At 73.0% G+C, this 20966-nt stretch carries 16 protein-coding genes; 7 read left to right on the plus strand and 9 right to left on the minus strand.

The features are described from left to right. Positions 1-85: 85 nt before the first annotated feature. A complete protein-coding gene (locus ACFYYN_RS12245; protein ID WP_500327307.1) occupies positions 86-1402 on the minus strand; it encodes an ABC transporter substrate-binding protein in 1317 nt (438 codons plus the stop codon). Positions 1403-1561: 159 nt separating this feature from the next. Between ACFYYN_RS12245 and ACFYYN_RS12250 the strand changes: the two genes are divergently transcribed. Continuing rightward, on the plus strand, positions 1562-3559 hold the full coding sequence (locus tag ACFYYN_RS12250) for a beta-galactosidase (protein WP_500545669.1): 1998 nt from the start codon (positions 1562-1564) through the stop codon (positions 3557-3559). A 9-nt stretch (positions 3560-3568) separates the two neighbouring features. On the opposite strand, the gene ACFYYN_RS12255 is transcribed toward ACFYYN_RS12250, so the two are convergent. Continuing rightward, a complete protein-coding gene (locus tag ACFYYN_RS12255) occupies positions 3569-4336 on the minus strand; it encodes an IclR family transcriptional regulator (RefSeq protein ID WP_361795955.1) in 768 nt (255 codons plus the stop codon). Positions 4337-4448: 112 nt separating this feature from the next. On the opposite strand from ACFYYN_RS12255, the gene ACFYYN_RS12260 reads away from it, so the two are divergent. Continuing rightward, the gene (locus ACFYYN_RS12260) at positions 4449-5984 is read left to right on the plus strand and encodes an aldehyde dehydrogenase (NADP(+)) (protein WP_500545670.1); all 1536 of its coding nucleotides are present in this window, start codon (positions 4449-4451) and stop codon (positions 5982-5984) included. Positions 5985-6584: 600 nt separating this feature from the next. Here the strand turns inward: ACFYYN_RS12260 and thpD are convergent. The 5 genes from thpD to ACFYYN_RS12285 form a co-directional block, all read right to left on the minus strand. Continuing rightward, on the minus strand, positions 6585-7478 hold the full coding sequence (gene thpD, locus ACFYYN_RS12265) for an ectoine hydroxylase (RefSeq protein WP_500545671.1): 894 nt from the start codon (positions 7476-7478) through the stop codon (positions 6585-6587). 6 nt (positions 7479-7484) lie between these two features. Then, the gene (locus tag ACFYYN_RS12270) at positions 7485-7883 is read right to left on the minus strand and encodes an ectoine synthase (RefSeq protein WP_499511170.1); all 399 of its coding nucleotides are present in this window, start codon (positions 7881-7883) and stop codon (positions 7485-7487) included. A gap of 19 nt (positions 7884-7902) precedes the next feature. Then, a complete protein-coding gene (gene ectB / locus ACFYYN_RS12275) occupies positions 7903-9174 on the minus strand; it encodes a diaminobutyrate--2-oxoglutarate transaminase (protein WP_500545672.1) in 1272 nt (423 codons plus the stop codon). 49 nt (positions 9175-9223) lie between these two features. Beyond that, entirely contained in the window at positions 9224-9718 is a 495-nt protein-coding gene (gene ectA / locus ACFYYN_RS12280; RefSeq protein ID WP_500545674.1) for a diaminobutyrate acetyltransferase, read from the minus strand. A gap of 365 nt (positions 9719-10083) precedes the next feature. Beyond that, positions 10084-11172: a pyridoxal-phosphate-dependent aminotransferase family protein gene (locus ACFYYN_RS12285; RefSeq protein WP_500545675.1), complete on the minus strand. Its 1089-nt coding sequence runs from the start codon at positions 11170-11172 to the stop codon at positions 10084-10086. 68 nt (positions 11173-11240) lie between these two features. On the opposite strand from ACFYYN_RS12285, the gene ACFYYN_RS12290 reads away from it, so the two are divergent. From ACFYYN_RS12290 to ACFYYN_RS12305, 4 genes are all read left to right on the plus strand, one after another. Next, entirely contained in the window at positions 11241-12341 is a 1101-nt protein-coding gene (locus tag ACFYYN_RS12290; protein ID WP_500545676.1) for an amidohydrolase family protein, read from the plus strand. Between the two features lie 168 nt (positions 12342-12509). Next, complete coding sequence (locus tag ACFYYN_RS12295) at positions 12510-13628, plus strand: Hint domain-containing protein (RefSeq protein WP_500545677.1); 1119 nt, start codon at positions 12510-12512, stop codon at positions 13626-13628. Positions 13629-13840: 212 nt separating this feature from the next. Beyond that, positions 13841-14911: an SCO1860 family LAETG-anchored protein gene (locus ACFYYN_RS12300; RefSeq protein WP_500545678.1), complete on the plus strand. Its 1071-nt coding sequence runs from the start codon at positions 13841-13843 to the stop codon at positions 14909-14911. 203 nt (positions 14912-15114) lie between these two features. Further along, positions 15115-17862 (plus strand): ABC transporter substrate-binding protein, encoded by a 2748-nt coding sequence (locus tag ACFYYN_RS12305; RefSeq protein WP_500545679.1) that lies wholly within the window; start codon positions 15115-15117, stop codon positions 17860-17862. A 15-nt stretch (positions 17863-17877) separates the two neighbouring features. Here ACFYYN_RS12305 and ACFYYN_RS12310 read toward each other — a convergent pair whose 3' ends face one another. Further along, positions 17878-18381, minus strand: a complete 504-nt coding sequence (locus tag ACFYYN_RS12310; RefSeq protein ID WP_500545680.1) for an ATP-binding protein — start codon at positions 18379-18381, stop codon at positions 17878-17880. A gap of 356 nt (positions 18382-18737) precedes the next feature. On the opposite strand from ACFYYN_RS12310, the gene ACFYYN_RS12315 reads away from it, so the two are divergent. Beyond that, entirely contained in the window at positions 18738-19640 is a 903-nt protein-coding gene (locus ACFYYN_RS12315) for a helix-turn-helix transcriptional regulator (RefSeq protein ID WP_500545681.1), read from the plus strand. Positions 19641-19700: 60 nt separating this feature from the next. Here ACFYYN_RS12315 and cobC read toward each other — a convergent pair whose 3' ends face one another. Further along, entirely contained in the window at positions 19701-20759 is a 1059-nt protein-coding gene (cobC, locus tag ACFYYN_RS12320; RefSeq protein WP_500545731.1) for an Rv2231c family histidinol phosphate aminotransferase CobC, read from the minus strand. Positions 20760-20966 lie beyond the last annotated feature (207 nt).

Consider the following 20966-nt stretch of genomic DNA (forward strand, 5'->3'; position numbering starts at 1 on the left):
CGGCTGACGGACGGACGGGCGGCGGACGGACGGGCGGGACCGGGGGCGCGTGGTGCCCCCGGTCGGCCTGAGGGGCTGCCGCGCGCTACTCCGCGACCGAGAAGCCCTGCTTCTTCATGTCGGCGACCGTCGTCGACTGCACCGTGCCCAGCGCCGGGCCGAAGCCGGCCTTGTCCTGCGCCGCCTTGCCGAAGGCGTCCTTGAACGCGCTGTAGGCGACGTTCACGTTCGGACCCCACGCCCCCGGGGCGGTGGTCTTCGCGATCTCGGCCGCCTTGGTGTAGAAGTCCGGCTGGTTGGAGAAGAACTCCGGCGCCTGGGCGAGCGCGTCCCCGGTCTGGGCGGCCGTCGCCGCCGGGTAGATGCCGCCGTTCTTCACCAGCGCCGTCACGGCCTCCGGGTCGGTGTTCAGCCAGGTCGCGAACTTCACCGCGGCGTCCTTGTGCTTCGAGTCGTTGCTGATGCCGGTCGTGGAGCCGCCCCAGCTGCCCGTGACGTTCTCACCCGCGTTCCACTGCGGCAGCGGCGCCATGGCCCACTTGCCCTTGGTGTCGGGGGCCGCGGTCGTCAGCACGCCCGGCGCCCACACGGCGCTGACCCAGGCGATCTGGGTCCCGGTGTTGAGCGCCTTGTTCCACGCGGGGGTGTACATCGGCTGGTTGTCGACGACGCCCTCCTTGACCAGGCCGCCCCAGAAGTCGGCGACCTTGGTGGAGGCGGCGTCGTCGACGGCGACGTTCCACTCGTCCCCGGAGGTCGTCCACCACTTCGCGCCCGCCTGCTGCGACAGGCCCGCGAACAGGCCGGGGTCGGTCGCCGAGAAGGTGGTCAGCGACTTCTCGGCGTCCTTCTTCTTAAGGTCGCGGGCCGTCCGCGCGAACTCGTCCCACGTCGTGGGCACGTTCAGGCCGTACTTCGTGAACAGGTCCTGGCGGTAGTAGAACATCAGCGGCCCGGTGTCCTGCGGGATCGCGTACACCGCGTCGGAGCCGAGGGTCACCTGCTGCCACACGCCGTCGGCGAAGTCCTTCTTCACGTCGCCCGCCTGCCCGGATATGTCGGCCAGGACGTCGTTGCTCACCAGTGTGGGGAGGGCCTGGAACTCGGCCTGCACCAGGTCGGGCGCCTTGTGCGCCTTCGAGGCGGTGATGATCTTGGTGACCAGGTCGTCGCCCGACGCCTGCTTCTTCACCGTGACCGTGATGCCGGCCTCCTTGCCGGGACCGGCGTTCCAGATCGCCGCGACCTTGTCCAGGCCGGGGGCCCAGGCCCAGTACGTGAGGCTGACCGGTCCGGACTCCGCCTTGTCTCCGTCTCCGCCGTCGTCCGACGAACCGCAGCCGGCCAGCAGCGTGGTGGAGAGCGCGGCCGCTGCGAATGCGGCGACGAGGCGCTTGTTCATGGGTTCCTCCCCTGACGAGGGTGCGCGGGGGGCGCTGTGAGCGTTCACAGTAGAGAAACATCTCCGACACTTGTCAATGCTTGTGGCCGTGCGGTTACCTTGGCCGAGCCGCCCCTCGGGCTGCTGTGCACGTTCCCAGAGTTGACCCCAGGAGATCCCATGGCGCGCCTTGCCTACGGCGGCGACTACAACCCCGAGCAGTGGCCCGAGGAGGTCTGGCACGAGGACGTCCGGCTGATGCGCGAGGCCGGTGTGACCATGGTCAGCGTCGGCATCTTCGCCTGGTCGAAACTGGAGCCAGAGCCCGGCCGCTACGACTTCGCTTGGCTCGACCGGCTGCTGGACCTGCTGCACGAGCACGGCATCCGCGCCGACCTCGGCACCCCCACCGTCGTGCCGCCCGCCTGGTTCTACGCCGCCCACCCCGAGGCGCTCCCGGTGAGCCGCGAGGGCGTCCGCTACGGCTTCGGCTCGCGCGGCGCCATCTGCCACAGCTCCGCCGACTACCGCCGGGCCGCCGCCCGGATCACCGAGCGGCTGGCCGAGCGCTACGGGAACCACCCGGCCGTGGCGATGTGGCACGTCCACAACGAGTACGGCGTACCGGTCGGCGCCTGCTACTGCGAGGCGTCCGCCGAGGAGTTCCGGCACTGGCTGCGGGCCCGCTACGAGGGCCTCGACGCCCTCAACGCCGCCTGGGGCACGGCCTTCTGGGGGCAGACCTACGGCGACTGGGCGCACGTCGACGCCCCGCGGCTGACCCCCACCGTCGCCAACCCGGCCCAGCAGCTGGACTACGCCCGCTTCACGGACGAGACCGTCCGCGGCAACTTCACCGCGGAACGCGACATCCTGCACCGGCTGTCACCCGGCGTCCCGGTCACCACCAACTTCATGACCGCGCTCAGCCAGTGCGACTCGATGGACTACTGGGCCTGGGGCCGCGAGGTCGACCTCGTCACCAACGACCACTACCTGATCACCGACGGCCGCCGCACCCACGTCAACCTGGCGATGGCCGCCGACCTCACCCGCTCCGTCGCCGGCGGCGCCCCCTGGCTGCTGCTGGAGCACTCCACCAGCGGGGTCAACTGGCAGCGCCGCAACCCCGCCAAGACCCCCGGCCAGATGGCGCGCAACAGCCTCGCGCACGTGGCCCGCGGCTCGGAGGGCGCCCTGTTCTTCCAGTGGCGGCAGTCCCGCTACGGCGCCGAGAAGTTCCACTCCGCGATGCTGCCGCACGCGGGCACTGACAGCCGCGTCTGGCGCGAGGTGGTCCGGCTGGGCGCCGACGTCGCCGCCCTCGCCGAGGTCGCCGGCACCCGGACCGTCGCGGACGCCGCCGTGCTGTGGGACTGGCAGTCCTGGTGGGCGCAGAAGCTGGAGTGGCGGCCCAGCCAGGACCACGACGCGCGCGAACGCGCCGACAGTTACTACGAGGCCCTCTTCGACCGGCACCTGACCGTCGACTTCACGCGTCCAGAAGCCGACTTGTCGGCCTATCCCCTCGTCGTCGTCCCCGCCCTCTACCTCACCACCGAGGCCGCCGGACGGAACCTGCGCGCCTACGTCGAGGGAGGCGGCACGCTGCTGGTCTCCTACTTCTCCGGCGTCGTCGACGAGCACGACACCGTCCACCCGGGCCCCGTGCCCGGCGCGCTGCGGGACGTGCTCGGGCTGACCGTCGAGGAGTTCGCGCCCCTGCTCGACGGGGAACGGGTCCGGCTCGACGGCCCCGAGGGCCCCGCCCTCACCGGTGACCTGTGGACCGAGGTCGTCGTGCCGCGCGGCGCCGAGCCGGTGTGGACGTACGCCGACGGCCCCGCCGCCGGCCGCCCCGCCGTCACCCGGCACGCCCTGGGCGAGGGCATGGCCTGGTACGTCTCGACCCGGCTCGGCCCCGCGGAGATCGGCGCGGTCCTGGCCGCCGCCGCGGAGGACGCGGGCCTGCCGGACCGGGCCGAGCTGCCGCGTGACGTCGAGGTCGTCCGCCGCGCCGGTGAGCAGGGCACGTACCTCTTCGTGATCAACCACACCGGGTCCGAGGCGAAGGTGCCCCTCGACGCGCCGGGTACGGAACTGCTCACCGGGGAACGGGTCATCGGCCGGCTCAGCGTGCCGCCGGGTGCCGTCCGGGTGCTGCGCGAGGAGTCCTGACCGGGAGGGTCACAGACGGCGGGTCGCCAGCGTGAGGCGGTCGCGTGCGTCGAAGAGGGCGTCCTTGATCAGCTGCTCGTGGGCCGGGGTCAGCCTGGCCACCGGGACCGAGCAGCTGATCGCGTCGCGGGCGGGCGTGCGGTACGGGATGGCGACGCCGAAGCAGCGCAGGCCCAGCGTGTTCTCCTCGCGGTCCACGGCGTAGCCCTGCTCGCGGATCTGGTGCAGCTCCGCGATCAGCTTCTCGCGGTCGGTGTGGGTGTGCTCGGTGAGCGGCTCCAGCGTCTCCGGCAGCAGCTTGCGGACCTGCTCGTCGGTGTACGTGGCGAGCAGCGCCTTGCCGAGCGAGGTGGAGTGGGCCGGCAGCCGGCGGCCGACCCGGGTGAACGGCCGCAGGTAGTGCGAGGACTGGCGGGTCGCCAGGTAGACGACGCTGGTTCCGTCGAGGCGGGCCAGGTGGATGGTCTCGCTGGTGTCGTCCGAGAGCCGGTCCAGGGTCGGGCGGGCCGCGGCGACGACCTCGTCGCCGTCGATGTACGAGGTGCCGACCAGCAGGGCGCGCACGCCGATGCCGTAGCGGGTGCCGGTGGCGTCGGTCTCGATCCAGCCCAGCTCCACGAGCGTGCGCAGCAGCATGTACAGGCTGGACTTGGGGTAGCCCACGGCCTCCTGCACGGCGGCCAGGCTGTGCATGCCGGGTTGCCCCGCGAAGAACTCCAGCAGCTCCACCGTCCGCACCGCGGATTTGACCTGCGCGCCGCCCTCACCTGCAGCCATCTGGAGTGGACCCCCCTTGTTCGGCCGGGACCCGCACAAGTAGGCTCCCGAACAGATTCACAGTTGCGGATGCTGTTCAGTATATCGAACGGAAGGCCTGGAGGTACCCGCGGTGGCCGTACCAGTGTGGAGCGTCGATCCCCGAACCGGGAAGCAGCGGGAGCAGGTCGCCGTGGAAGCCACCGCCGAGGAGGTCGACGCCGCGGTGCGCACCGCCGCCGCGGCCTTCCCGGCGCTGGCCGACCGCGAGGTGCGCGCCCGGCTGCTGCGCACCGCGGCCGACTTCCTGGAGGAGGCCGGCCCCCGCATCCTGGAGGCCGCCGACGCGGAGACCGCCCTCGGTCCTGCCCGCCTCACCGGCGAACTCGGGCGCACCACCTACCAGCTGAGGGCCTTCGCCGAGATCGTCGAGGAGGGCGCCTTCCTCGACGTCATCATCGACCACGCCGACGCCACGCTCGCCCCGCCCCGGCCCGACCTGCGGCGCTACAAGATCCCGCTCGGCGTCGTGGCCGTGTACTCCGCCAGCAACTTCCCCCTCGCCTTCTCCGTGCCGGGCGGCGACACCGCCAGCGCGCTGGCGGCCGGCTGCCCCGTCGTCGTCAAGGCCCACCCCGACCACCCGGCGACGAGCGAGCTGTGCGCGGACGCGCTGCGCCGTGCCGCCGTCGCCGTCGGCCTGCCCGCCGACGTCGTCTCGGTGGTCCACGGCTTCCAGGCCGGCATCGACCTGATCAAGCACCCGCTGGTCTCCGCCGCGGGGTTCACCGGCTCCGTACGGGGCGGGCGCGCCCTGTTCGACGCCGCCGCGGCACGACCGGTGCCGATCCCGTTCCACGGCGAACTCGGCAGCCTCAACCCCGTGGTGATCACGGAGGCCGCGGCCGAGGAGCGCGCCGAGCAGATCGGCGCGGGACTCGCCGGGTCCGTGACCCTCGGCGTCGGCCAGTTCTGCGTCAAGCCCGGCCTCGTACTGGCCCCGGCGGGCGAAGCCGGCGACCGCCTCCTGAAGTCCCTGGCGGCCGCGGTCGGCGACGTCGCCCCCGGCACCCTGCTCGACGCCCGCATGCGGGACAACTTCATCGCGGGCGTGCGCGAACTGACCACGCTGCCCGAGGTGGAGGCGCCGGTCGAGCCCGGCGACGGCGGCGAGCACCTGGTGCGCGCCGGCTTCGTCTCCGTCCCGGCGGCCCGGCTTGCGGAGGGCGGTGTGCACGACGCGCTGCTGGAGGAGCACTTCGGACCGGTCACGGTCGTCGCGCGCTACGGCGGCGCGGAGGAGGTCGAGGGGGTCCTCGGACGGCTCCCCGGGAACCTCACGGCGACGGCGCACCTGAGCGAGGCCGAGGCGTCCGGCACCGACGCCGACGGCTCCGGCGCGGACCTGCTGCGCCGCCTCACCCCGTTGGCGGGGCGCGTCGTGGTGAACGGCTGGCCCACGGGGGTCGCCGTGGCCCCGGCCATGCACCACGGGGGGCCGTACCCGGCCACGACCTCGACGTCCACGTCGGTCGGCGGCACGGCGATCGAGCGGTGGCTGCGGCCCGTCGTCTACCAGGACGCGCCGCAGGGGCTGCTTCCGGCAGAGCTGCGCGACGGCAACCCCCTGGGGTTGCCGCGCCGCTTCAACGGGCGCCGCGAGGCCTGACGGGGTTCCCGCCTGCGGGCGGCTGCGCCGGGCTGCCCGGTGGTTGTTTGTGTGCGGGTTGTTTGCGCCTGCGGCGGGCGGTTTCCCCGCCGCCCGCCCGATTGCCCGGCGCGGTCAGTGCGGGCCTGCGCTCAGTTGGGGTGGGGTCGGGGCCGCGCCGGCGCACTCCCCCAGCCTTCGGCCGGGGGGACCCCCACAGCGCTCGCGGTTTGGCCCTACGTCGTTCGGCGCCGGGTTCGCCGCTCGTCTCCCCCAGCCTTCGGCCGGGGGGACCCCCATGGGCGCACCCCGCCACACCCCCTCCCGTAGTGCGGGCGCACGACGTCCGGTGGGGGTGAGTAAGACACCTGCAGCACCCCCGGACCGCCCTCTGACCCCCGCCCGGCCGTCAGCCGCCCACACGACCGGAGGGGGTGGCGGGGTGTCCCCCGGCCGAAGGCTGAGGGAGACGAGGGTGCGCGCGGTGCCGGATGATGTGGGGCATGGCCGCGAGCGGCGAGGTGGGGGTCCCCCCCCGGCCGAAGGCTGGGGGCGGGCGGGGGAGAAACCCCAACAGCAACAGACGCGGCGCCGCACACAGGACCCGCACCCCCCGGAGGGCTACCGCACAGGCGTGAAGTCGCGCGCTCCGATGAACTCGGGGCGGCGGACCGGCGCCGCGAAGGGGTCGACGGCCGCGTTGTCGACGCTGTTGAAGACGATGAAGACGTTGCTGCGCGGGTACGGCGTGATGTTGTCCCCCGAGCCGTGCATGGCGTTGCAGTCGAACCACACCGCGGACCCGGGCGGCCCGGTGAAGAGCCGGATCCCGTGGCGGCCCGCCAGTTCCGTGAGGGCCGCGTCGGAGGGCGTGCCCGCATCCTGCATCTGGAGGGACTTCTTGTAGTTGTCCTCCGGTGTCGCGCCCGCGCAGCCCAGGAACGTCCGGTGCGAGCCCGGCATGATCATCAGGCCGCCGTTGGTGGCGTGGTTCTCGGTCAGCGCGATGGAGACCGAGACCGTGCGCATGCGGGGCAGCCCGTCCTCGGCGTGCCAGGTCTCGAAGTCCGAGTGCCAGTAGAAGCCGGAGGCGCCGAAGCCCGGCTTGACGTTGATCCGGCTCTGGTGGACGTAGACGTCCGAGCCGAGGATCTGCCGGGCGCGGCCGACGACGCGGGGGTCGCGGACCAGTTCGGCGAAGACCGGGCTGATCTTGTGGACCTCGAAGACCGAGCGGATGTCCTGGGACTTCGCCTCGACGATGGACCGCTCGTCCGCGCGCACCGCCGGGTCGGCGCACAGCCGCTCCAGTTCGGCGCGGTAACGGGCCACGTCCTCGGGCCCGATGATCGCGTCCACGGGCAGGAAGCCGTCGCGGTCGAAGTCACGCAGCGCGGACGGCTGGATCGGGCCGGACGTGCCGGGTCCGCCCCAGACGACCGGGTCCTGACGCGGGGTCAGCACCTCGGCCGTGCCACGGGTGGGGTAGAGGTCGGGCGTCGTCACGGTGGTCATCGCTGGTCACGCTCCCTCGGTGAGCAGGGGGTAGACGCCGTTCTCGTCGTGCACCTCGCGCCCGGTGACGGGCGGGTTGAAGACGCAGACGAAGCGCAGGTCGGTCCTGGGGCGCATGGTGTGCCGTTCGTGGCCGTCGAGCAGGTAGAGCGTGCCGGGGGAGATCGCGTGGCGCTCGCCGGTCTCGTCGTCGGTCAGCTCGCCCTCGCCCTCGACGCACAGCACCGCCTCGACGTGGTTGGCGTACCACATGGAGGTCTCGGTCCCGGCGTACATCACGGTCTCGTGCAGCGAGAAGCCCACGCGGTCGTCGGCGAGGACGATGCGCTTGCTGCGCCAGGTCCCGGTCTCGGCGGTGACATCGCGGTCGGTGCCCTCGATGTCCTTCAGGGATCGCACGATCACGGTCGGACGGTTCCTTTCGTCAGGCGGTCTCACGGACGGAGCGGGCGAGGGTGCGCAGCCCCTCGTCGAGCTCCTCGGGGGTGATGGTCAGGGCGGGCAGCAGCTTGACGACCTCGCCGCGGGGGCCGGAGGTCTCCAGCAGCAGGCCCAGTTCGAAGGCGCGGGCGCACACCCGCGAGGCCCGGCCGGGATCGGTGAACTCCAGGCCCCACACCAGGCCGCGGCCCCGGTACCGGGCGCCGGAGCGCGGATGTTCGGTGCAGATCTCCCGCAGGACGGCCTCGGCCTGCTCACCGCGCCCCAGCGTCTGCTTCTCCATGCTCCCGCCGTCCGCCCAGTAGGTGTCGAGGGCGGCGGTGGCGGTGACGAAGGCGGGATTGTGGCCGCGGAAGGTGCCGTTGTGCTCGCCCGGCTCCCAGATGTCGAGCTCGGGGCGGAAGAGGGTCAGCGACATCGGCATGCCGTAGCCGCCGATCGACTTGGAGAGGGTGACGATGTCCGGCACGATGCCCGCCTCCTCGAAGGAGAAGAACGGGCCGGTGCGGCCGCAGCCCATCTGGATGTCGTCGACGATCAGCAGCATGTCGCGGCGCCGGCACAGGTCGGCCAGGCCCCGCAGCCACTCGGGGCGGGCGACGTTGATGCCGCCCTCGCCCTGGATCGTCTCGACGATCACGGCGGCGGGCTGGTTGAGGCCGGAGCCCTGGTCCTCCAGCAGCCGTTCGAACCACAGGAAGTCCGGGACGCGGCCGTCGAGGTAGTTGTCGAAGGGCATCGGGGTGCCGTGCACCAGGGGGACGCCGGCGCCGGCCCGCTTCATCGAGTTGCCGGTGACGGCGAGCGAGCCCAGCGACATGCCGTGGAAGGCGTTGGTGAAGGACACCACCGACTCCCGGCCCTTGACCTTGCGGGCCAGTTTCAGCGCCGCCTCCACGGCGTTGGTGCCGGTCGGGCCGGGGAACATCACCTTGTGGTCCATGCCGCGGGGGCGCAGCACGACGTCCTGGAAGCGTTCCAGGAAGGCGCGCTTGGCGGTGGTGCTCATGTCGAGGCCGTGCGTGATGCCGTCGCGCTCCAGGTAGTCCAGCAGGGCGCGCTTGAGCACGGGGTTGTTGTGGCCGTAGTTGAGGGCCCCGGCGCCGGAGAAGAAGTCGAGGTAGTCGTGGCCGTCCTCGTCGAAGAGCCTGCTGCCCTGCGCGCGGTCGAAGACGGCGGGCCAGCTGCGGCAGTAGCTGCGGACCTCGGACTCGAGGGTCTCGAAGACGGACAGGGCGGGCGGGGTGAGGGTCACCGTGCATTCCTTCTGTGGGGGAGAGAGGAGTCGTGCGGGGACGGCCGGGTCAGACGAGGGGCCCGATGCGGTACAGGACTTCGGGCTGGTGGCCGTCGGGGAACAGCGCAGCGTCGAAGAGCACCTCGCGTTCGGTGCGGGCTCCGTGGCGGGCGCCGAAGGACGTGAACAGGCGGTGCGAGGCCTCGTTGTTTGGGGTGATCGTGGTCTCGACCTCGCGCACACCGGACGCGGCGGCCCGCTGCGCGAGGTCGTCGAGCATGGTGGCGGCGAGCCCCTGACCGCGGTGCGCCTCGTCCACGGCGACCTGCCAGACGACGAGGGCGCGGGGGCGCTCCGGACGGACGTAGCCGGTCACGAAGCCGATCGGTTCGCCGTGCGCCGCTCGCGCCACCACGGAGGTGCCGGCGAAGTCCCGGCACCACAGGAGGTAGCTGTACGGGGAGTTCAGGTCCAGGGTCCGGGAGTCACGGGCAATGCGCCACAGTGCGGCGCCGTCCTCTATTTGCGGGGTGTCGAGCAGCAATTCCCTTGCGGCGGTCATGCGGAAAGAACGTAGCGCGCGGAATTCGTAATTGCATTCCGCGCGGCCCTTGTGGCGGACCGGTGCTGCTGATATCAGGCGCGTGAAGGTCGTCGGTATCCGATGCTTTGCCCGGATATATCGGGGCGGAAAGGTGAGGTTGTGGGCTCGGTCACATCCTCAAAATCATCACGTCGCGTTGATGAAATCTTGGCGTTTGAAGTCGTGATCCAGGGGCAGGAGTTGAATGTGGAATACCCTTTCGGATTCCCCGGATAATTCCCAGGAATTTCCCTGGGGGCAAGCCGCGTGGAATTCCGGGTGCCGACGGCGAGGGGCCGCCCGGGCCGGCGCGAACGGCCCGGGCGGCCCCTCGGGGGGTGGGGTCAGGCCCGCCAGGCGGTCTCGGCAGCCGCCACGGCCGGCCCGGGGTCCGCCTCCAGCGCGCCGGCCAGCGCGCGCAGCGTGCGGACGACCGCGGCCGGGTCGGCGTCCCGGCCGTAGTGGTTGACCCGGATCATCTCCTTGGCCAGCGCGCCGCCCCCGGCGACCAGCGGAAGCCCCGGATCCAGCGCGAGGGCGCGGGCGACCAGGGCGTCGGCGGCGACGCCGTCCAGGGTCCGCAGCGTCGTCGCGACCGGCGCGGCGTCCTGGTCCCGGTACACGTACGGCTCGACGGCGGCCGCCAGCGCCGCAGCACCGGCCCGGGTCGCCGCGGCGGCGGCGCGGTGCCGGGCGACCACCGCGTCGAGCCCGGCCTCCTCGATCCGCTCCAGGCAGGCCTCCAGCGCCAGCATCTCCAACTGCGCGGGCGCGTGCGGCAGCGCCCTGCGCCCGGCGTCGATCCAGCGCTCCTTCCAGTCCAGCAGGGACAGGTACGAGCGGCGCGGCGCCGCCGGGTTGTCCGCCAGGCGCCGCCACGCGCGCTCGCTCACCGACACCGCCGACACCCCGGCGGGCCCTCCCATGGCCTTCTGGGCGCCGATCACGCACAGGTCCACGCCCCACGCGTCCACCATCAGCGGCTCGGCCGCCACCGAGGCGACCGCGTCGACCATGAACAGGGCGCCGTGCGCCCTGACCACCTCGCCGATCTCCGCCACCGGGTTGGTGTTGCCGGTGGCCGCCTCCGCGTGCACCAGCGACACGAAGTCGACCTCCGGGTGCTCGGACAGCGCCCGCGCGACGTCCCGCGCGCTCACGGCGGCGTGGAAGGGCACCTCCAGGTCGACCACGGTGGCGCCCGCGTCCCGCAGCCAGTTGCCGAAGGTCTGGCCGTACGGTCCGGTCACCACGTTCAGCGCCGTCGAGCCCGGCCGCGCCCCGCCGCGGATGCAGCCCTCCAGCGGCAGCAGGGCCTCGCCCTGCGTGATCACGACGTCCTGTCCGGTGTGCAGGAGCGCGGCGACCCTCCGCTCGATCGCGGCGAAGCGCGCGGCGGTCAGCGGGGGCAGGTCGAGGAGGGGGTGGGACACGGCAGCGCTGCTTCCTTCGTCGGGGGGTGTACGGCCCGAGGGTATCCGGCGGCTCGTAGAGTGCAGACATGGCTGATCGCGAGGGGACGCACGCACTGCACGTCAAGGGCCGCATCCTGGCCGGGCCGCAGGACGTACGGGACGAGCTGTGGGTGGTCGGCGGGCGCGTCACCTACGAGCGCCCCGCCGGCCTCCGCGACCTCACCACCGTGCAGGGCTGGGTCCTGCCCGGCCTGGTCGACGCCCACTGCCACGTCGGCCTCGACCAGCACGGCCCGGTCGACCCGGGCACCTCCGAGAAGCAGGCGCTCACCGACCGCGACACGGGCACCCTGCTGCTCCGCGACGCCGGTTCGCCCTCCGACACGCGCTGGATCGACGACCGCGAGGACCTGCCGCGGATCATCCGGGCCGGCCGGCACATCGCCCGCACCCGCCGCTACATCCGCAACTACGCGTGGGAGATCGAGCCCGAGGACCTGGTCTCCTACGTCCGCGGGGAGGCCCGGCGCGGCGACGGCTGGGTCAAGCTGGTCGGCGACTGGATCGACCGGGACACCGGCGACCTGTCCGCCTGCTGGCCGCGCGGTGCCGTCGAGGCCGCCATCGCCGCCGCCCACGAGGAGGGCGCCCGCGTCACCGCCCACTGCTTCGCCGAGGACTCCCTGCGGGACCTGGTCGAGGCGGGGATCGACTGCGTCGAGCACGCCACCGGGCTCACGCAGGACACCATCCCGCTCTTCGCCGAGCACCAGGTGGCCATCGTCCCCACCCTGGTCAACATCGCGACCTTCCCCGGTCTCGCGGACGGCGGCCAGGCCAAGTTCCCGCGCTGGGCCGACCACATGCGCCGGCTGCACGAGCGCCGCTACGACACCGTCCGCGCCGCCCACGACGCGGGCGTCCGGATCTTCGCCGGCACCGACGCCGGCGGCTCCCTGGCCCACGGGCTCGTCGCCGACGAGGTCGCGGAGCTCGTCACCGCCGGTCTGCCCGCCCTCGACGCGCTCTCGGCCGCCACCTGGTCCGCCCGCGAGTGGCTCGGCCGCGACGGCCTCACCGAGGGCGCCTCCGCCGACCTGGTCGTCTACCCGGACGACCCGCGCGCCGACGTCCGCGTCCTGGCCGCGCCCCGGCGCATCGTGCTGCGCGGTCGCGTGGTGGGGTGACCCGGCGGGCGCGGCGGCGCCACGGTAGCGGAGCGTGGCCACCGATGCGCCCGGAATGATCCCGGAGCACCGGTTCGGGTGATCCTGTGCGGGAAAAGTCGATCCGTCCTCTTCTGTCGTGCTGCGATCGGTCGCACCGGCCGACACCGCAACGGGACGGGGAGCACGATGACCAGGCAGGGACCGCAGAAGTACCCGGGGGCCTCGCGCAGGTACTGGTACCAGGACGACTACGGCGGCGACGCGATGGAGGTCAACGCCGTCGTGCTGCACACCACGGAGGGCCGCAGCGTGCCGACGTACGGGGGCGGCGGCAGCGCGCCCAACCTGACGGCGAAACCGGACTTCGAGGACGAGAAGCTGGTCTGGTACCAGCACTTCGACATCGACATCTCCTCGCGCGCCCTGGTCAACCGGCCCGGCGGGGTGGAGACCAACACCCTCAACGTGTGCCAGGTGGAGCTGGTGGGCACCTGCGACCCCGAGCGGCACGAGGACTGGGGCGCCGCCAACCGGCACGTCTACTGGCCCAAGGCGCCGCAGTGGGCGCTGCGCGAACTCGCCGAGTTCCTCGCCTGGATGCACACCCACCACGGGGTGCCGCTGAAGGGGCCGAAGCTCTGGCTGCCCTACCCCCGCTCGTACGGGAACGCGGGCGGCCAGCGGATGACCGGACGGGAGTGGAACGCCTTCCGCGGCGTCTGCGGCCACCAGCACGTGCCGGAGAACTGCGTGCACCCGGACACCCCCGTGCTCCGCGCCGACCTGAGCTGGGCCCGGGCGGCCGAACTGGCCGTCGGTGACGAGGTCGCGTGCTTCGACGAGGAGGAGGAGCAGGGCGCTGCGGACACCGCGGGCGGGCAGGGGCGACGCCGGCTCCGCCGCGGGGTGGTGACCCGCAACGACCCGGCGCGCAAGGACGCGTACCGGGTGACCACGGCGCGGGGCGAGGTCGTCGCGACGGCCGACCATCCGTGGATGGTGCGGCTGCCGCACGGCGACACATGGGTGACCAGCCGTGAACTCACCCCGTTCAAGCACCGGATCGTCGCGGTCGCCGACCGGCAGGGCACCCCCGCGGGGGCGTGGGAGGGCGCCGCCGTCGCCGAGGTCACCGCCGAGGCGGAGGTGCTCGCGGTCGAGCACCTGGGGGAGCAGCCGATCGCCTCGCTGTCGACCTCGACGCGCACCTATGTGGCCGGCGGCCTGCTGTGCCACAACTCCCACGGGGACCCCGGCGCGGTGGACTTCGTCAAGGTGCTCGAATACGCGCGATCGCAGGTGTGACGCGCGGGAACGCATGTGCCGCAGGTTTCGAATACGGAGGCGAAAACCACCCTTTGGAGTGAACCGGGCCCAGGCGGGCGCCGGTTCACTCTCCGTACGTAAATCATTACGGGGTCGAGGTCGCCCGGCGAGCGCGCTGTCCCCTTCAGCGGCGCCGTGGCGACTCCATGACCACTTGGGGGTTTTCCACTTTGTCCAGCTCTCCCTTCAGCATGCCCGCGCGCCGTCCCGCCGCCGCGCTGGGGGCCGCCGTCGCGCTGGCGGCGGGTGCCCTCGCCCTCGGGCCGGCGACCCCGGCCGCCGCGACCGGGGGGACCCACGGCTCCTCCGGCAAGGCCGGTGCGGTCGTCCTGCGGACCGGCCTGGAGGTCTCACTGCTCCGCAAGTCCGTGGACGTCCCGCTGAACCTGACGCTCAACGAGGTCCACGCACCGGCGAGCGCCGACGAGACCGCGCTCACCGCCACCCTCGACGGGGTCGACCACGGCAGGCCGTTCAGCGTCCTGCGCGCCGACGTCGCCACCGCCAGGGCCACCGCCGACCGCCACAAGGCGGAGGGCTACGCCAACCTCGTCAAGGCGCGCGTCAGCCTGCCCGGACTGCCGTTGCTCGGGCTCATCAAGGCCGACGCGATCTCCGCCCGCGCCACGTGCGTGGCCGGCCGCAAGCCGGTCGCCGACGTCGAGCTGCCCGGCCACGTCGTCGTCCTCGGCAAGCGCGTCAAGGTGTCGGCCGGCGGCACGACCCTGGTGAAGGTGCCCGGCGTGGGCGAGGTCCGCCTCGACCTCGCCAAGAGGACCGTCACCTCGCGCAGCGCCGCCGCCACCGCACTGGAACTGTCGGTGGAGGTCAACCCGCTCAAGCTCGGCGTCGCCGAGGTGAACGGCACCGTCACCCTCGCCGGGGCCACCTGTGAGACGCCCCGCCGCGGCGGGCACGGCGGCGGCGGGCACCACGGCGGCGGCGGGCACCACGGCGGCGGCAACGGCGACGGGGACAACGGGGGCGACGACTCCGGCAGCGGCGAGGAGCCGCAGACCGGCGGCGAGTCCGAGCAGCCCTCGCAGTCCGCGGAGCCCTCGGCGTCGGCCGGGCCGTCGGAGTCCGCGCGCGCCGACCAGTCCCCGCAGGCCGCGCCCGCGGCCGCCGGCGACCTCGCCGAGACCGGCAGCAGCTCCATGACCCCGTACCTCGCGGGCGGTTCGGTGCTGCTGTTCGCCGCCGGATTCCTCGTGATCCGCAAGACCCGCCGCAGGCCGGCGGCCGAGAGCGCCCGGGACTGACGAACCCGGGTCGACCCCGGGGGGGCGGACCAGGGGTGAGGGGGGACGTGGAGGGCGGCGGAGTGTCCGGAGCCGCCCTCCACGCGCTTTCCCGCACCGCTCCCCGCTCCGGCCGCTCGCTCACGGGCGTCTGAAAAGGGCACTTTCCACTACCCTGTTGGGGAGTGTCCGCGCGCCCGTCGCGGACGGGGCCGGGGGGTCGCATGTTCGGGGGACGGTACGAGTTGCGGGCGCTGCTCGGCTCCGGCGGCATGGCCCGGGTCCATCTGGCGTACGACACCCGGCTCGGCCGGACCGTGGCCGTCAAGACGCTCCTGCCGGAGCTGGCCCGCGACCCCGAGGCGCGCCGCCGCTTCGCCCGCGAGGCACGGGCGGCGGCCGGGCTCAACCACCCCGGCATCGTCACCGTCCACGACCAGGACGAGGTGACGACGGACGACGCCGTCGTGCCGTACCTGGTGATGGAGCACATCGAGGGCCGCACCCTCGCCGAACTCGCCCGTGAACAGGCCCCGATGGAAATCGAGCGAGCCGTCCGCATCACCTGCGAGATCCTGGACGCCCTCGCCCACGCCCACGCCCGCGGACTCGTCCACCGCGACGTGAAGCCCTCCAACGTCCTGATCGCCACCGGGGGCACGGTCAAGGTCGCCGACTTCGGCATCGCCCGGGTCGTCCACTCGCTGTCCCGCATCACCGGCACCGGCTCCGCCATCGGCACCCCCGGGTACATGGCCCCCGAGCAGTGCGCCGGCGACGCCGTGGACGCCCGCAGCGACCTGTACGCGGTCGCCTGCATGCTCACCGAACTCCTCACCGGCACCGTGCCCTTCGCCGGGGCCACCCCGCTGTCGGTGATGTACGCCCACGTCCACCAGACACCGGCGCCGCCCTCCGCGCGCAACCCGCTGGTGCCGCCCCAGCTCGACGCGATCGTGCTGTCCGCCCTGTCGAAGAACCCCGCCCTGCGCCCGCGGAGCGCCGCGGAGATGAGGGGCGCCCTCAGCACCTGGCTGGCCTCGCGGACCCCGCCCACGGGCCCGCCCGCCCTGCCCCCGCCGCCCGCACAGCCGCCCACCCTGCCCCACCCCGCGTACAACCCGCCCTCGTACGGGCCGCCGTCCTACCCCACCCGGCCCGCCTGGGACACCCCGGTCCCGGGGCCCCGGCGCCGCCGCTGGGGCGTGGTGTCCGCGGTCACCGCGGCGGTCGTGGCCGTCCTGGTCACCGTGACGGTCGTCGTCGACCCCTTCGGAGACGACCCGAAGAAGCGGTCCACCCCCACCGCCCAGGACCTGATCGCCGCCCGCAGGCCCACCGGCGGCTACAACGGCGCCCTCACCGGCGCCGTCAACCCGTCCACCGCCAAGGGCGGCACCCTCAGGCTCATCTCGGCCTACACCCCCGACTCCCTCGACCCGGCCCGCACCTACTCGCCGATCGTGTGGAACCTCGGCCGCCTCTACCTGCGCAAACTCGTCGACTTCGCCCCGCAGCCCGGCGCCGCGGGGACCCGGCTCGTCCCCGACCTCGCCACCAGCACCGGCACGATCTCCGACGGCGGCCGCACCTACACGTACACCCTCGAGGAGGGCGTCACCTTCGAGGACGGCACGCCGATCACCTCACGGGACGTCAAGTACGGCATCGAGCGCACCTTCGCCAGGGACCTGTACCCCGGCGGCCCCACCCACCTGCGCGACCTGCTCGACCAGGGGCAGGACTACCCCGGCCCCTACAAGGACACCGACCCCGACGGGCTCGGCCTGAAGAGCGTCGAGACCCCCGACGACCGCACGATCGTCTTCCACCTCGACACGCCCTTCGCCGACTTCCCCCACGTCCTCGCGCTGCCCATGTCCTCGCCCGTCCCGAAGGCGAAGGACACCAAGGAGAGCTACCAGGACCAGCCGGTCGCCAGCGGCCCCTACCGGATCGCCTCCTACGACGCCGCCAAGGGACTGCGCCTGGTGCGCAACGACAAGTGGGACCCGGCGACCGACGCGATACGCACCGCCCTGCCCGACGAGGTGGAGCTCACCATCGCCGCGGACGCGGCCGCCGTGGACACCGCCCTGATGAACGGCACCGCCGACCTCGACCTCGCCCAGACCGGCGTCCAGGAGGCCACCCGGACCCGCATCCTCGCCGACGACGCGCTCAAGTCCCGCGCGGACCTGGTGCAGACCGGCGCGGTCCGCTACTTCTCCCTGCAGACCGCCGTCGCGCCCCTGGACGACTACCGCTGCCGCTGGGCCGTCCAGTACGCCACCGACCGCAGCCTGCTGCGTGACGCCCTGGGCGGCCAGGACGCGGGCGACGTCGCCGGCGGCATGCTCCCGCCGACCATCGGCGGCCACGACCGGCACCTGGACACCTACGGCACCGTGACGGGCGGCTCCTACCCCGACCAGGCCCGCCGCTTCCTCGGCGAATGCGGCCACGCCAAGGGGTTCAGCACGGTCGTCGCGGTCTCCGCCACCGACCAGGCAGCCCGCAAGGCCGCGCAGTCGCTGGCCGGCCAGCTCGCCAAGGTGGGCATCACGGCGACCGTGCAGACCCCCGACGCCGCCGACTTCTACGCCGCCCTCACCGACCAGCAGCAGATCAAGGACAAGGGCTGGGGCATCGTCATGACCACCTGGCAGTCCGACTGGCCCTCCCCGGCCGGCTTCCTGCGCCCGCTGCTGCTGCCGGACAGCCCCAGCAACTACGCGGGGCTGGACGACCGGGAGATCAACTCCCTGATGGACGAGGCCGACTCCGAGACCAACCGCAACGCCGCCGACAACCTCTGGCGCACCGTCGACTCCACCGCCCAGGACCGCGGCACGCTCCTGCCCTTCCTCTACGACCGCCGCCTCAACTACCGGTCCGACCGCCTGGCCAACGCCTACGTCCACCCGGCCCTGGGCGGCCTCGACATCCAGGCCCTCGGGGTCAAGGGCTGACCGGGCGGCGCCGGGTCAGGACAGGCGGGCGTGCGGCGGGGGACGCCGCGGATACGGATGAGAGGGTGCGCAGGGCAGGTCCTGATCGACCCAGACGAGCTTGCCGCCGGTCGCGGACCGGAAGCCCCACCTGTGACACAGCTGAGCGATCATGAAGAGGCCCCGGCCGTGCTCGTCGACGCCGCGAGCGTGGCGCAGGCGCGGGTGGCCACTGCCGCTGTCGAAGACTTCGCAGGTCAGGACCTGGTGCTTGATGAGCCTGAGACGCAGGGGGCCGACGCCGTGGCGGACGGCGTTGGTGACCAGCTCACTGACGATCAGCTCCGTGTCGGGCACGAGGTGATCCAGCCCCCATTCCCCGAGCTGCCGGGCGGCCATGTGCCGGGCGGTACGGGCGGCGGCCGGATCGGCGGGGAAGTCCCACGAGGCGCTCCGGGCCGCATCGGGTGTGCGGGTCCGGACGAGGAGCACGGCGGTCGCGGCGGCGTCGATGCCGGGCCGGCTGTCGACCATCGCCATTGCGGCATCCGATGTTTCCCGGGGCTTCCGGGGCTCAATGAGTTCGGCCTGTTCAGTGGTCGTCATCGCGGTTCGTCCGTTCAGGTGTGCGGCGCGGGAAAAGCCGATCTTCGTGCAATTCCAGCGAACCAGCCGGAGAGGTGCCTGAGGGCGGTCAGGCAGGCTCTCCTGGACGGTGGTCTGCTGGTGCGGGTACTGGCAGGCCCCCTGCCGATCGCCGGGCGACCACTGGGTCGGGGGCCTTTTCGGGAAACGCCCTCGACGGCTATTGTTCGAAACAATGCATTGAAGTGAGAGGGAATTGGGTGGAAACCGTGATTTTGCCGGGGTGGTGCGCGGAGCGTTAGCCTTGGCATATGGCCAGAGCAGCGTCCGGTTCGGGTGACAACAAGGAACTGAGCGATTTTCTGCGTTCGCGGCGCGCCCGGGTGGCTCCCGAGCAGGCCGGGGTCACGCCGGGGGCCAGTCGGCGTGTTCCGGGACTTCGTCGCGAGGAGGTCGCGTTCTCGGCCGGATTGAGCGTGGACTACTACATCCGTCTGGAACGCGGACGGGTGGCCAACGCCTCGGAGGCGGTGCTGGAGGCCGTGGCCCGGGCTCTGCGGCTCGACGACGCCGAGCGTGCGCACCTGTTCAACCTGGCCAGGCCGCAGTCCGTGGTCAGGGCCAGCCAGCCGGAGGTTCCGCGGAGAGTGCGTCCGGGCGCGTACGCCCTGCTCGAGGTTCTCGCGGACAGCCCTGCCATGATCCTGGACGGCCGGATGGACGTCCTCGCCGTCAACCGGATGGCCCGGGCGCTATTCGTCGATTTCGACGCCATGCCGGTCCGTGAACGTAATTTGGCGCGGTTCGTATTTCTCGATCCTGCGGCACGTGAACTGTTCATCGACTGGGACATGGCCGCCCGCATGGTGGTGACGGGGTTGCACCTGTACGCGGGTCAGAATCCGGACGACACGCGTCTGACCGAGCTGATCGGCCACTTGTCGGCCGCGGACGCCGACTTCAGCCGGTGGTGGTCGGCGCATGACGTGGAGGTGTTCTCCCACGGCACCAGGCGCTGTCGGCACCCTTTGCTGGGGGAATTCGTCCTCGACTACGAGACCCTCGTGTTCCCCGGTGACCCGGACCAGTGGTTGTACGTGTGCATGGCCCCACCCGGCTCACCGTCCGCCGAGGCGTTGCGTTCCCTGGCCGGCCGGATCGGTGAATCGGACACCGGTCCGGAGCGGAGGTCACCTCCGGCTCCTGCGCCATGACGGAGGCCGGGTTCCCCCGGGCGGGGTGCCGGGGTCGGAACGGGTCCGCCCGCCAGGGCCTCAGCCGTCGAGCGCCTTCGACAGGGCGGCCGCGAAGCGGTCGGTCGTGGCGGGGTCGCGGACGGCGAGGCGGAGCCAGTCGGGGGACAGGCCGGGGAAGGTGTCGGCGCGGCGGACGGCGAAGCCGAGGTCGCGCAGGCGTTCACGGACGGAGGCCGCTCCGGGCAGGCGCAGCAGGACGAAGGGGCCGTGCGCCGGCCCGGCGACCTCGACGTCGTCGAACTCGGCGAGCCGGCGCAGCAGGTGGGCGCGGTCGTCGGCGATCCGGCGGGCCGCCTCTTCGGCCTCCGCGAGGGCCGCGGGGGCGCTGCACGCCTCGGCGGCGGTGAGGCCGGGCGCGGAGACCGCCCACAGGGGCTGGGCGCGGCGCAGCGCCGCCACGCGCTCGCGGTCGCCGAGGACGTAGCCGACCCGCAGGCCCGCGAGGCCCCAGGTCTTGGTGAGGCTGCGCAGCACCACCAGGCCGGGCAGGTCGCGGCGGGCGGCGAGGCTCTCGGGCTCACCGGGCACCGCGTCCATGAACGCCTCGTCCACGACGAGGGTGCGGCCCGGCCGGGCCAGGCGGGCGAGGTCCGCCGCGGGGTGCAGCACGGAGGTGGGGTTGGTCGGGTTGCCGACGACGACCAGGTCGGCGGCGTCCGGCACCGCGCGCGGGTCGAGGCGGAAGCCGTCCTCCGCGCGCAGCACGACGCGGTGCACGGGGTGCCCGGCATCCCTCAGCGCCGCCTCCGGCTCCGTGAACTGCGGGTGCACGACCACCGCGTGGCGGGCCCGGGTGGTGCGGGCCAGCAGGACGAACGCCTCCGCGGCACCCGCCGTGAGCAGCACCTCCTCCACGGGTCGGCCGTGGCGGGCGGCGACCGCCCGGTGCGCGGCGCGGTCGTCGGGGTAGCCGGCCAGCCCGTCGAGGGTGGCGCCGAGGCGTTCCTTGAGCCACCGGGGCGGTGTTCCGGCGCGCACGTTCACGGCCAGGTCCGTCAGGTCCCCGCCGCCGTCGCGGACCTCGGCGTCGCCGTGGTGCCGCAGGTCGTGGTCGCACTCGCCGGGTTCCTGCGGCACGGCCCCGGCGTCGCCGGGCGGCGCGTGCCGTACGTCGGCTTCGGGACGCGCCTCGGCCCAGCCCTCCGCCTGCTGCCGGACCCGCTCCTCCAGGGCCGCGTCCGCCGGGAAGCCGGCCAGCCCGTCGAGGGTGGCGCCGAGGCGTTCCTTGAGCCACCGGGGCGGTGTTCCGGCGCGCACGTTCACGGCCAGGTCCGTCAGGTCCCC

It is taken from the genome of Streptomyces sp. NPDC001902 (assembly GCF_042891295.1).
GTDB lineage: Bacteria > Actinomycetota > Actinomycetes > Streptomycetales > Streptomycetaceae > Actinacidiphila.